Annotated in this window: 11 protein-coding genes; all 11 read left to right on the plus strand. The window is 54.8% G+C overall.

What is annotated here, in order from left to right; all coding sequences use genetic code 11:
* Positions 1-281: 281 nt before the first annotated feature.
* The 11 genes from arnB to ACUTQW_RS03845 all read left to right on the plus strand — a co-directional run bounded on the left by arnB (position 282) and on the right by ACUTQW_RS03845 (position 12,361).
* Entirely contained in the window at positions 282-1,436 is a 1,155-nt protein-coding gene (gene arnB / locus ACUTQW_RS03795; protein WP_004943617.1) for a UDP-4-amino-4-deoxy-L-arabinose aminotransferase, read from the plus strand.
* Positions 1,423-2,403: an undecaprenyl-phosphate 4-deoxy-4-formamido-L-arabinose transferase gene (gene arnC / locus ACUTQW_RS03800; protein WP_006324910.1), complete on the plus strand. Its 981-nt coding sequence runs from the start codon at positions 1,423-1,425 to the stop codon at positions 2,401-2,403. Before arnB ends, arnC begins: the two co-directional genes overlap by 14 nt.
* Positions 2,403-4,385 (plus strand): bifunctional UDP-4-amino-4-deoxy-L-arabinose formyltransferase/UDP-glucuronic acid oxidase ArnA, encoded by a 1,983-nt coding sequence (gene arnA, locus ACUTQW_RS03805; RefSeq protein WP_041417726.1) that lies wholly within the window; start codon positions 2,403-2,405, stop codon positions 4,383-4,385. The genes arnC and arnA overlap by 1 nt, the downstream gene beginning before the upstream one ends.
* Positions 4,382-5,287, plus strand: coding sequence for a 4-deoxy-4-formamido-L-arabinose-phosphoundecaprenol deformylase (gene arnD, locus ACUTQW_RS03810; RefSeq protein ID WP_004943624.1), 906 nt, complete (start codon positions 4,382-4,384; stop codon positions 5,285-5,287). Before arnA ends, arnD begins: the two co-directional genes overlap by 4 nt.
* On the plus strand, positions 5,284-6,948 hold the full coding sequence (gene arnT, locus ACUTQW_RS03815; protein WP_020438912.1) for a lipid IV(A) 4-amino-4-deoxy-L-arabinosyltransferase: 1,665 nt from the start codon (positions 5,284-5,286) through the stop codon (positions 6,946-6,948). Before arnD ends, arnT begins: the two co-directional genes overlap by 4 nt.
* Positions 6,945-7,292, plus strand: coding sequence for a 4-amino-4-deoxy-L-arabinose-phosphoundecaprenol flippase subunit ArnE (gene arnE / locus ACUTQW_RS03820; protein WP_006324913.1), 348 nt, complete (start codon positions 6,945-6,947; stop codon positions 7,290-7,292). Before arnT ends, arnE begins: the two co-directional genes overlap by 4 nt.
* Complete coding sequence (gene arnF / locus ACUTQW_RS03825; protein WP_004943631.1) at positions 7,289-7,681, plus strand: 4-amino-4-deoxy-L-arabinose-phosphoundecaprenol flippase subunit ArnF; 393 nt, start codon at positions 7,289-7,291, stop codon at positions 7,679-7,681. The genes arnE and arnF overlap by 4 nt, the downstream gene beginning before the upstream one ends.
* Positions 7,682-7,854: 173 nt before the next feature.
* Complete coding sequence (locus ACUTQW_RS03830) at positions 7,855-8,319, plus strand: NlpC/P60 family protein (RefSeq protein ID WP_004943635.1); 465 nt, start codon at positions 7,855-7,857, stop codon at positions 8,317-8,319.
* 57 nt (positions 8,320-8,376) lie between these two features.
* Positions 8,377-9,390 (plus strand): lipoate--protein ligase A, encoded by a 1,014-nt coding sequence (locus ACUTQW_RS03835; RefSeq protein WP_037432759.1) that lies wholly within the window; start codon positions 8,377-8,379, stop codon positions 9,388-9,390.
* Positions 9,391-9,933: 543 nt separating this feature from the next.
* Positions 9,934-10,674, plus strand: a complete 741-nt coding sequence (locus tag ACUTQW_RS03840; protein WP_004943640.1) for an EAL domain-containing protein — start codon at positions 9,934-9,936, stop codon at positions 10,672-10,674.
* Between the two features lie 244 nt (positions 10,675-10,918).
* Complete coding sequence (locus ACUTQW_RS03845; RefSeq protein ID WP_006324916.1) at positions 10,919-12,361, plus strand: protein adenylyltransferase SelO; 1,443 nt, start codon at positions 10,919-10,921, stop codon at positions 12,359-12,361.
* Positions 12,362-12,417: the final 56 nt, after the last annotated feature.

Consider the following 12,417-nt stretch of genomic DNA (forward strand, 5'->3'; position numbering starts at 1 on the left):
CGTCGCTGACGTGCTACGCTGATTTAGTTCAAATAGAATAGATAAATAATTATTCATAATCACAATTTACTGATTTTTATGCGATATTTGTTTTTCTTGTTGATAATTTACTCAAGCCTGATAGCCAACTGATAATTAATCTTACCTTAAGGTTTAGTTAAGCTTGTGGCCGTACATTGGCAGCTAATCCACCAGGAACGATTCTCTCTGGCGTTTAATATTCGTTAAATGAAAGAGATCTACAGTGTCATTAAAGAAATTTGATGAGTTTGGGGTTAACTATGGATGAATTTTTACCTTTTTCTCGCCCGGCCATTGGCGATGAAGAGATCGCAGCGGTAGAAAAGGTATTGCGCTCCGGCTGGATCACCACCGGCCCGCAGAATCAGCAATTGGAAAACGAATTCTGCTCCACCTTCGGATGTAAACACGCCATAGCCGTTTGTTCCGCCACTGCGGGCATGCACATCACTCTGATGGCGCTGGGCATTGGCCCGGGTGATGAGGTTATCACGCCCTCGCAAACCTGGGTTTCCACCCTCAATATGATTGAATTACTTGGCGCGACGCCGGTGATGATTGATGTTGATCGCGATACGCTGATGGTCAGTGCCGCCGATGTCGAAGCGGCGATTACGGCTAAAACCAAAGCCATTGTCCCGGTGCATTACGCCGGTGCGCCGCTGCAGATGGACGCTTTGCGCGATGTGGCAACGCGCCACAACCTCCCCCTGATCGAAGATGCTGCCCATGCGGTGGGTACCCGTTACAACGGCGAGTGGGTCGGCGCACGCGGCACGGCAATTTTTTCCTTCCATGCGATTAAAAACCTGACCTGTGCCGAGGGAGGCCTGATTGCCACCGACGACGATGCGCTGGCCGATCGCGTACGTTGCCTGAAGTTCCACGGACTGGCGGTTGACGCCTTCGATCGCCAACAACTGGGGCGCAAGCCGCAGGCAGAGGTGGTGGAACCGGGCTACAAATACAACCTTTCGGATATTCACGCGGCCATAGCGGTCGTGCAGTTAGCTCGTCTGCCGCAGTTGAACGCCCGTCGCAAAGCGTTGGCCCAGCGTTATTTGGCCGCGCTGGAAGGTTCGCCTTTCCAGCCGCTGGGGCTGCCTGATTACCCGCATGATCACGCCTGGCATCTGTTTATGGTGCGCGTTGATGCCGAACGTTGCGGCATCGATCGCGACCAACTGATGGAGCGCCTGAAAGCGTTGGGCATCGGCACCGGCCTGCATTTCCGCGCTGCCCATACCCAGAAATTCTACCGCGAACGTTATCCGCAGCTGTCGTTGCCGAACACCGAATGGAACTCGGCGCGTCTGTGCACCTTACCGTTATTCCCTGATATGACCGACGGCGATGTTGATCGCGTGGTCAATGCCTTATCTTCTGTTGTGGAGTCGTTACGTGTCTCGCGTTGAACCGATAAAAAAAGTTTCGGTGGTGATCCCGGTATACAACGAGCAGGAAAGTTTGCCTGCCTTGCTTGAGCGTACTACCGCCGCCTGTAAACAACTGACTCAACCTTATGAAATTATCCTGGTCGATGACGGCAGCAGCGACAACTCAGCCGATATGCTGACCGCCGCGGCAGAGCAGCCGGGCAGCTGCGTGATTGCCGTTTTGCTGAACCGTAATTACGGCCAACACTCGGCGATCATGGCCGGCTTCAATCAGGTGAGCGGCGATCTGGTGATTACGCTGGACGCCGATTTGCAAAATCCGCCGGAAGAGATCCCGCGCCTGGTACGGGTCGCAGAAGAGGGCTATGACGTGGTGGGCACCGTGCGTGCCAACCGCCAGGACTCCTGGTTCCGCAAAAGCGCCTCACGCATTATCAATATGATGATCCAACGTGCCACCGGCAAATCGATGGGCGATTACGGCTGCATGTTGCGCGCCTACCGCCGCCATATTATCGAAGCCATGCTGAACTGCCACGAACGCAGCACCTTTATCCCGATCCTGGCGAACACCTTCGCCCGGCGGACCACCGAAATCGACGTGCTGCACGCCGAACGCGAGTTTGGCGATTCCAAATACAGCCTGATGAAGTTGATTAACCTGATGTACGACTTGCTCACCTGCCTGACGACGACACCGCTGCGTTTGCTCAGCGTTGTAGGCAGCGTGGTGGCGCTCTCGGGTTTTGTGCTGGCGGTAGTGCTGATCGCCCTGCGTTTGATTATGGGGCCCGAATGGTCGGGCGGTGGGGTGTTCACGCTGTTTGCGGTGCTGTTTACCTTTATCGGTGCTCAATTTGTCGGCATGGGTCTGTTGGGCGAGTACATAGGTCGTATCTATACCGACGTACGCGCTCGCCCTCGTTATTTTGTTCAGAAAGTGGTCGGTGAACAGCCGGTTCACAATACTCAGGAAGAAGAATGATGAAAGCTATTGTATTTGCTTACCATGATATTGGCTGCGCGGGTTTGAAAGCGCTGACTGACGCAGGCTATGACGTTCAGGCGGTATTCACGCATACCGACGATCCTGGTGAGAACAACTTCTTCTCCTCTGTAGCCCGTTTAGGCGCTGAATTGGAGTTGCCGGTCTATGCGCCGGAAGACGTTAACCACCCGTTGTGGATCGAGCGCATCCGTCAGATGCAACCGGACGTTATTTTCTCATTCTATTACCGCAACCTGTTAAGCGATGAGATCCTGTCGCTGGCACCGCTTGGCGGGTTCAATCTGCACGGTTCGTTACTGCCGCGCTACCGTGGCCGTGCACCGGTGAACTGGGCGCTGGTCAATGGCGAAACCGAAACCGGCGCCACGCTGCACAAAATGGTCAAACGCCCGGATGCCGGGGATATCGTTGGTCAGCGTAAAGTGGCGATCGCCGCTGAGGATACGGCGCTGACGTTACACAAAAAAGTGCTGGAAGCGGCACAGGCGCTGCTGAAAGACGAGCTGCCTAAACTGAAAAACGGCACCGCCTCATTCACTGCGCAAAATGAAGCCGACGCCAGCTATTTTGGCCGCCGCACAGCCGCAGACGGTGAAATTTTGTGGCATAAATCCGCGCAGGAAATCAACAACCTGATCCGTGCGGTCACCGAGCCTTACCCTGGCGCATTCAGCTACCTCGGCCAACGTAAGCTGATCGTCTGGCGTGCCCGCGTGCTGGATGCCCAGCATGATAAACAACCGGGCACAGTGCTTAGCACCTCGCCGCTGATCATCGCTTGCGGTGACGGCGCGCTGGAAATCGTTGCCGGGCAAAACGAGTCCGGTCTGTACGTGCAGGGCAGCCGCCTGGCGCAGGAAATGGGCATCGTGACCGATGTGCGCCTGGCCGCCAAGCCGAATGCAGTCATGAAGCGCAGAACTCGCGTGTTGATCCTGGGCGTTAACGGTTTTATCGGCAATCACCTGACCGAACGTCTGCTGCGTGACGATCGTTACGACATTTACGGTCTGGATATCGGCTCTGATGCCATCAGCCGTTTCCTGGATAACCCGCGCTTCCACTTTGTGGAAGGGGATATCAGCATCCACTCCGAGTGGATCGAGTATCACATCAAGAAATGCGACGTGGTGCTGCCGCTGGTGGCCATTGCGACGCCTATCGAATACACCCGCAACCCACTGCGCGTATTCGAGTTGGATTTCGAAGAAAACCTGAAAATCGTCCGCGACTGCGTGAAATACAATAAGCGCATTATCTTCCCGTCCACCTCCGAGGTGTACGGCATGTGCGATGACAAAGAATTTGATGAAGACCATTCGCGTCTGATCGTCGGGCCGATCAACAAACAGCGCTGGATTTACTCGGTGTCCAAGCAGTTGCTGGACCGGGTGATCTGGGCATACGGCGCCAAGGAAGGATTGAAGTTCACGCTGTTCCGTCCGTTTAACTGGATGGGGCCGCGCCTGGACAATCTGGATGCGGCGCGTATCGGTTCATCACGCGCTATCACCCAGTTAATCCTCAATCTGGTGGAAGGTTCGCCGATCAAACTGATGGACGGCGGGGCGCAAAAACGCTGCTTTACCGACATCAACGACGGTATCGAAGCGCTGTTCCGCATTATCGAAAACCGCGACGGTTTGTGTGACGGTCAGATCGTCAATATCGGTAACCCGACCAATGAAGCCAGCATCCGTGAACTGGCGGAAATGCTGCTCGAGAGTTTCAACAATCACCCGTTGCGCGACAGCTTCCCGCCGTTTGCCGGTTTCAAGGATGTAGAAAGCAGCAGCTATTACGGCAAAGGGTATCAGGACGTCGAGCACCGTACGCCGAGCATCAAGAATGCCCGTCGCCTGCTGGGTTGGCAGCCGACCATTGCGATGCAGCAGACCGTTGCAGACACGTTGGATTACTTCCTGCGCACTACCGTTCAGGAAGGTAAAGGTGAATGAAGAAAGTCGGTCTGCGAGTTGATGTAGATACCTTCAGCGGTACCCGGGAAGGGGTGCCGCAGTTGCTGGAGCTGTTCGACAAGTACGGTATTCAGGCCAGTTTCTTCTTCAGCGTAGGACCGGACAATATGGGGCGCCATCTGTGGCGCCTTTTACGTCCGAAATTCCTGTGGAAAATGCTGCGTTCGAACGCCGCGTCACTGTACGGTTGGGATATCCTGCTGGCCGGTACCGCCTGGCCGGGGCGCAATATTTCCCGCACTCTGGGGCCGTTGATGAAACGTACCGCCGAGGCCGGGCATGAAGTAGGGCTGCACGCGTGGGATCATCAGGGCTGGCAGGCGAACGTCGGCCGCTGGTCTGAGGCGCAACTGACGCAGCAGGTTCAACGGGGCGTGGATGCGCTAACCGCCAGTACCGGCCAGCCGGTAAAATGCTCGGCGGTCGCCGGCTGGCGTGCGGATACGCGGGTACTGGAGGTGAAGCAGCGTTTCGGTTTTCACTACAACAGCGACTGTCGCGGCACCCACCCATTCCGCCCGCAGTTAAGCGATGGCCGTCTCGGCACCGTGCAGATCCCGGTTACGTTACCTACCTTTGACGAGGTGATTGGCAGTGAAGTCAGTATGGCCGACTTCAACGATTACATTCTGCAAGCCATTGAAAATGACCAGGGCGTGCCGGTGTATACCATTCATACCGAAGTGGAAGGGATGTCGCAGGCCGCGATGTTCGAACAGTTACTGCAGCGCGCGCAACGACAGGGCATAGCATTCTGTCCGTTGAGCGAACTGCTGCCGCACGATTTGGCTTCATTGCCATTGGGCCGCATCAAGCGCGCTCCTTTCCCCGGCCGCGAAGGTTGGCTGGGTTGTCAAACCGATGTGAAGGACGATTCATGAAGGCGCTAAAAGGATCATGGGCCATCTTGCTGGCCATTTTTTTTGCTCTGGTTTACCTGATTCCCCTCAATGGGCGCCTGCTGTGGCAGCCTGATGAAACCCGCTATGCCGAAATCAGCCGCGAGATGCTGCAGCGAGGCGATTGGGTAGTGCCCAATCTGCTTGGCCTGCGTTATTTTGAAAAACCGGTAGCCGGTTACTGGTTTAACAACATCAGCCAATGGCTGTTTGGCGAGACCAACTTTGCGGTGCGTTTCGGCTCGGTATTCAGCACCGGCATGACTGCGCTGTTGGTCTTTGCGCTGGCGATGCTGATGTGGCGCAATGCGCGCCGCGCCAGCCTGGCGGTCCTGATTTTCCTGTCGATGGTTCTGGTGTTCAGCATCGGTACCTACAGCGTACTGGATCCGATGATCTCACTGTGGCTGGCCGCGGCGATGGTCAGTTATTACCTGACGTTGAAAGCCACCACGGTCAAAGGCAAGCTGGGCGGTTACGCGCTGCTGGGGTTGGCCTGCGGCATGGGCTTTATGACCAAGGGGTTCCTGGCGCTGGCGGTGCCGGTGATTGCGGTGATCCCGATTGTCATTCAGCAACGGCGGATTAAAGATCTTCTTATTTACGGCCCGGTGGCGATAGTGGTGGCGGTGTTGCTCAGCCTGCCTTGGGCGCTGGCCATTGCCCAGCGAGAACCGGACTTCTGGAACTACTTCTTCTGGGTGGAGCATATTCAGCGCTTCGCCGAGGACAATGCGCAGCATAAGGCACCGTTCTGGTACTACATTCCGATTCTGTTTGCCGGGGTGCTGCCGTGGGCGGCGCTGCTGCCAGGGGCGCTGATCAAGGGCTGGCGTGAACGCATCAATCGCCCGGAGCTGTTCTTCCTGCTCAGTTGGGTAGTGATGCCACTGATCTTCTTCAGCATTGCCAAGGGTAAGCTGCCGACCTATATTCTGCCGTGCATGGCGCCGCTGGCGCTGTTGATGGCGGCTTATGCCGAGGATTATGCGGCGGCACTGCGCAACAAGGCATTCAAAGTCAATGCGCTGCTGAACGGGTTGTTTGGCGCGATCGGCGTATTGGCGCTATTGATTATCGGTACTGGCCTGTTGCCCAAGGTGCATTTGTTTAGCGCCCAGGAATGGCCGAAGATAGTGATCGGCATTATCGCCTTTGCCGGGTGGTTACTGTTCGCCGTGGTGTCGGTGCGTGATAATGCACGCCGTTGGCACTGGGCTGCCGCCTGTCCGTTGCTGCTGTGCCTGCTGATTGGCTATGCGATTCCGCAACAGGTGACCGATTCCAAGTTGCCGCAAAACTTTGCACGGGTGAACATGGCAGAATTAAGCCATAGCCGCTATGTGCTGACAGACAGCGTGGGGGTCGCCGCCGGCCTGGCCTGGGAACTGAAGCGCAGCGACGTGCTGATGTTCAGCGAAAAGGGCGAAGTGTCTTATGGTCTGGACTACCCGGATGCCCGCAGCCATTTCATCAGCGATGAAGATTTCCCTCAGTGGTTGGCACAGGCGCGCAAGCAGGGCGATGTCTCGCTGGTATTGCAATTGTCGAGAGGGGATCACGTGCCGAAAAACTTACCGACCGCAGACAAGATTGTTGAGATGAACCGCCTGGCGCTGGTTTGGTATCAACAGCAACCATGATGATCGGTTACCTGTTGGTGATTGTGGTCAGCCTGCTCACCTGCGGTGGGCAGCTGTGCCAGAAACAGGCTGCTGTGTGCTGGCAATTGCCGCCGGACGTCAGACGAGGGCCGACGTTACGTTGGTTGGCGCTGGCGGTGTTGCTGCTGGGGGCCGGCATGGCGGTGTGGCTCAACGTGTTGCAACGTTTGCCGCTCAGCCTGGCGTACCCGATGCTCAGCCTGAATTTTGTGCTGGTGACGCTGGCGGCCCGCTGGCTGTTTCAGGAACCGACCACTTTGCGCCATTGGTGTGGCGTAGCGTCCATTATGCTGGGGATCCTGTTGATGAGTGTACACCCATGAGGGGCTATGCCTGGGGCGCTGCCAGCGTATTGTTGGTGACGTTGGCGCAACTGTTGATGAAGTGGGGCATGGCGCAGATCCCGCTGATGTCGTTCGCCGACGTGACATTGGCGCTGCTCATGCATTACTGGTTGCCGCTGCTGGCTGTGGGTTGCGGTATCTTTGGCTATGCGTTGTCGATGCTGTGCTGGTTCTTTGCGCTGCATCACTTGCCGCTCAATCGCGCTTATCCGCTGTTGAGCGTCAGCTATGCGCTGGTGTATCTGGCTGCGGTGATCCTGCCCTGGTTTAATGAATCCGCTACCCTGCTGAAAACGCTGGGAACGCTGTTTATCCTGTTTGGGGTGTGGCTGATTAACAGCAAGGCTGGGGTAAAAACGGCCCAATAGCGCAAAAATTGGCGTCAACGCGATTATCTCCTTCACAGTGCTTGCCTTTTTCCCCATGCGGGAGATAAATTAGCGCCAAATAGCTCTCTCCTAACGTGGTGCCGACTTTGCCTCGCTGGCGGTGTGGTTGACCGGGCGGCATGATGCGGCAACGGGTTCAATGAAGGGATATTATGCGGATGCGTGTTTGGTTTTTATTAGCCAGTTTAATTCTTGCCGGTTGCAGCAGCCATGCGCCGCCGCCAAGCGGCCGGTTGGCCGACTCGATCGTGGTGGTGGCTCAATTGAACGAGCAACTGCGGCAATGGTACGGCACGCCATATCGTTATGGCGGGATGGATCGCGGCGGCGTCGACTGCTCAGGATTTGTCTATCGCACCTTCCGTGACCGTTTCGATATGCAATTGCCGCGCTCTACCGAAGAGCAAACCGAGCTCGGCACCAAAGTCTCGCGTGATGAATTGATGCCGGGCGATCTGGTGTTTTTCAAAACCGGCGCGGGTGAAAATGGTTTACACGTGGGTATCTACGATACCAACGATCAATTTATCCATGCCTCAACCAGCCGCGGCGTCATTCGTTCCTCGCTGGACAACGTCTATTGGAAGCGAGCCTATTGGCAGGCGCGGCGCATTTAACCTTAACCCTTTGATTCGGTGTATCATGGCGGCATCACATCCTTAACGGTGACCGCCATGAATAGCCTACGTTTACTGATTTCCGACTCCTACGATCCCTGGTTCAATCTGGCCGTGGAAGAGTGCATCTTCCGCGAGATGACCACGCAGAAAATCCTGTTCTTATGGCGCAACGCCGAAACCGTGGTCATTGGCCAGTCGCAGAACCCGTGGAAAGAGTGCAACACCCGACGGATGGAGCAAGATGGGATCCGGCTGGCGCGGCGCAGCAGCGGGGGCGGAGCGGTATTTCACGACCTGGGCAATACCTGTTTTACCTTTATGGCAGGTAAACCCGGCTACGATAAAAACGTGTCCACCGGCATTATTCTGGCGGCACTGGCTCAACTGGGGATCTCCGCCACGGCGTCAGGGCGCAATGATCTGGTGATCGACACCGCAGAGGGCGTGCGTAAAATATCCGGCTCGGCCTACCGTGAAACTCAGGATCGCGGGTTTCACCATGGCACGTTATTACTGAACGCCGATCTAAACCGTCTGGCGGACTACCTCAACCCGGACCCCAAGAAATTGCAGGCCAAGGGCATCACCTCAGTACGTTCTCGCGTCGCCAACCTGGCGGAGTTCCGGCCCGATATCAACCACCAACAGATATGCGATGCCGTGACTCAGGCATTCTTTGACCATTATGGCGATACCGCCAGGGCGGAAATCATCTCTCCGGATGTGTATCCGGATCTGCCGGATTTTGCCGCCCAGTTCGCCAGACAAAGCAGCTGGGAATGGAATTTCGGCAAAGCGCCTGCATTTAGCCATTTGCTGAATGAGCGCTTTGCCTGGGGCGGGGTGGATATCTTCTTTGATGTGGAAAAGGGGGCCATTGACCGGGCGCAGATTTTTACCGATAGCCTTAACCCTGCGCCGTTGCAACAGTTGGCGCAGAGGCTGGTGGGATGCGCCTACCGCAGTGAGGCTGTGGCAAGTTGTTGCGATAGTTTGCTAGCGCAGTTTCCCGATCATGCCGCCGAGTTGGCTGAACTGCGGCAATGGTTGGCCGAGACGATTAAATAACATTCAGGCTGCGACTATCCTGGGATGAGGCAACTCATCCTTTTTCACGCCGTGTGGCACCTACTTTGTTGTTGTATCTCATCGTCAAAAAAGTCGTAAATGCAGGCTCAGCATAAATTCGCTAAAAATCAAGGTGGGCATTTTTTGGTTGTTTCAATGCCGAGAATAGCGCAGTGAATTGATGTGTTATTAAATTTAATCAGTTGTTAGGGAGTTGGGGCGTAATTGCGTTGAGTGCAAAGGACAGGTTTCCAGGCTGATAGGAATTTCTTTAATTAAAACAATGGAGATAAGTCAAATTTTAAGCATTACTCTATCACCTAAGTTAAATGCCTCTCAGTTTCATTCATTTTGTTCTGATTTTGTCATAAGTTAAATTGTTTTTTATTCATTTCTTTTCGAACTGCGCATAGTTTTAATCTATCAATTAAATGATAACTTATTGGTAATTACATTGATATTTCCGATTAATCCCAGGGGGATTGATCGATAAAATATATTGATATACGATGAGCTGCTCGCCATTCTGCCTGTGGCATTAAAATGAAAATTCAATTCGAAGCTGACTTTATTAGTAGCTATGTTTTTCAACCTGTTTACTCAATGGACGGCAGGCTGCTGGCGGTGGAAATTTTATGCCGTTTCAATAGCCTGGACGGTGATTTAGCGATGCCGGCTGACATTGGGATTACGTTATTGACCCCTGATCAAAGGATTGAGTTATTTAATGAGCAATTGAGACTGGCGGAGCAATATGCCAGTTGGTTTATCGAGCACGACGTGCTGTTGACCCTCAATATCGAAGAAACCCTTGTCGATGCGATCCTCACTGACGAGCTGCTGTGTCAACGCCTACGGCAGTGGTCGTTTATTGCATTTGAGATCAGTGAGGCTTTTCCGAATCTTTCGGCGGGAAAGAACAATACCAAGGTCAGCCGGCTAAGCGAAATGTTCACCCTGTGGCTGGATAATTTTGGTTCGGGGCAGGCGACATTGAACGCATTGTATGACGGCCTGTTCGACTATGTGAAAATCGACAAACATTTTTACTGGCAGCTGTTTACCCACCAGGGATATGATGTAGTCATAGACTCGTTATTAAAGAATATCAACCTGCTGTGCAAGGGAGTGATTGTCTGCGGCATAGAGAAGAAGGAGTATTTTAATAAGCTCAGGCATGCCGGTGTTTTGGGTTTGCAGGGGTTTTTATGGCCCAGCGTTGGTGTGGATAATCTGGCCGCTTTGCGGGGTACGCCTGAAGAGTTCAATAACAATAATCGATAGCGCCGCCCACCTCAGAGTAATAATGGATCGGATGATTTTTGCTGTGATTCCGCTTCTGTTATTTATCATGAATTTTTCGCTGAAAAAGCCTTCCATTCATCGGCAGAATAAGGCGCTTAAACCCTATTGACGCAAACGCCTATCCTCCGCCTCTGCCTGGGTTCTCGACAGAGGTGTTTTCCCTGCATTTCCTCTGTGTTAATCCGCACGCCCAGGCTCTACACTAAGCAGATACGGAGGGCCTATGCCGCAGTTTGAAAATGCTTATCACCACCAGTTACCCGGTTTTTATACCGAATTGAAACCCACGCCGCTGAAGGGCGCTCGCCTGCTGTATCACAGTGAGCCGCTGGCGCGAGAGCTGGGGTTGGACGAAAGCTGGTTTACCCAGGACAAGACCCCGATATGGTCGGGTGAAAGGCTGCTGCCTGGTATGCAGCCGTTGGCGCAGGTGTACAGCGGCCACCAGTTTGGTGTGTGGGCTGGGCAATTGGGCGACGGCCGCGGCATTTTGCTCGGCGAGCAAAAGCTGGCGGATGGCCGCAGCATGGACTGGCACCTGAAAGGCGCGGGGCTAACGCCTTATTCGCGGATGGGCGACGGGCGTGCCGTATTGCGTTCGGCGATCCGTGAATTTCTGGCCTCTGAGGCATTGCACCATCTGGGGATCCCGACCACGCGCGCGTTGACTCTGGTGACCAGCGAACAGCCCGTTTTCCGTGAACAGCCAGAGCGTGGGGCGATGTTGCTGCGCGTGGCGGAAAGCCATGTGCGCTTCGGCCATTTTGAGCATTTTTACTACCGCAAACAGCCGGAGCAGGTGCAACAGCTGGCCGATTTTGTGATCGCCCGCCATTGGCCGCAGTTGAAGGATCACGATGACGGCTATTTACCCTGGTTTATTGACGTTGTTGAACGCACTGCGCGCTTAATCGCGCATTGGCAGACCGTCGGGTTCGCTCACGGCGTGATGAACACCGATAATATGTCGATCCTTGGCATCACCATCGATTATGGCCCTTTCGCTTTCCTCGATGATTACAAACCTGACTTTATCTGTAACCACTCGGATCATCAGGGGCGTTATGCCTTTGATAATCAGCCTGCGGTTGCGCTGTGGAACCTCCACCGGCTGGCGCAGGCGCTGTCCGGGCTGATGACCACCGAGCAGTTGCAGCGGGCGCTGGCAGCCTATGAACCGGCGTTGATGCGAGCCTATGGGGAACAGATGCGCGCCAAACTCGGTTTTTTCACCCAGTCGACTCAGGATAACGATCTGCTGACCGGGCTGTTGAGCCTGATGGCGCAAGAGGGGCGTGACTATACCCGAACTTTCCGCTTGCTGAGCCAGACGGAACAGCAACAGGCGCAGTCGCCGTTGCGGGATGAGTTTATCGATCGCGGCGCATTCGACGCGTGGTATCAGCAATATCGGCAGCGTTTGCAGCAAGAGCAGGTGAGCGACAGTGAACGGCAGCAGGCGATGAAAGCGGCAAATCCCAAATTAATCCTGCGCAATTATTTGGCGCAGCAGGCGATAGAGAGTGCCGAGCAGGATGATGTCAGCAAGCTGGCGCGCCTGCATCAGGCGTTGCTGACGCCGTTCGCCGATGCGGCCGAATACGACGATCTTGCCGCTTTGCCGCCGGATTGGGGCAAGCATCTGGAGATTTCCTGCTCGAGCTGAAATACCTGCCGCGTTTCATATGGCAGCAGGCTAACGTGGGCGCGGCATGCTGCGCG

Source organism: Serratia sp. TSA_7, assembly GCF_052692135.1.

What these genes read in the sequence shown, in the direction of transcription:
- arnB (WP_004943617.1), top strand. Translation starts at nt 282, where the DNA reads ATGGATGAATTTTTACCTTTTTCTCGCCCGGCCATTGGCGATGAAGAG.
- arnA (WP_041417726.1), top strand. Translation starts at nt 2,403, where the DNA reads ATGAAAGCTATTGTATTTGCTTACCATGATATTGGCTGCGCGGGTTTG.
- arnD (WP_004943624.1), top strand. Translation starts at nt 4,382, where the DNA reads ATGAAGAAAGTCGGTCTGCGAGTTGATGTAGATACCTTCAGCGGTACC.
- arnT (WP_020438912.1), top strand. Translation starts at nt 5,284, where the DNA reads ATGAAGGCGCTAAAAGGATCATGGGCCATCTTGCTGGCCATTTTTTTT.
- arnE (WP_006324913.1), top strand. Translation starts at nt 6,945, where the DNA reads ATGATGATCGGTTACCTGTTGGTGATTGTGGTCAGCCTGCTCACCTGC.
- arnF (WP_004943631.1), top strand. Translation starts at nt 7,289, where the DNA reads ATGAGGGGCTATGCCTGGGGCGCTGCCAGCGTATTGTTGGTGACGTTG.
- ACUTQW_RS03830 (WP_004943635.1), top strand. Translation starts at nt 7,855, where the DNA reads ATGCGGATGCGTGTTTGGTTTTTATTAGCCAGTTTAATTCTTGCCGGT.
- ACUTQW_RS03835 (WP_037432759.1), top strand. Translation starts at nt 8,377, where the DNA reads ATGAATAGCCTACGTTTACTGATTTCCGACTCCTACGATCCCTGGTTC.
- ACUTQW_RS03840 (WP_004943640.1), top strand. Translation starts at nt 9,934, where the DNA reads ATGAAAATTCAATTCGAAGCTGACTTTATTAGTAGCTATGTTTTTCAA.
- ACUTQW_RS03845 (WP_006324916.1), top strand. Translation starts at nt 10,919, where the DNA reads ATGCCGCAGTTTGAAAATGCTTATCACCACCAGTTACCCGGTTTTTAT.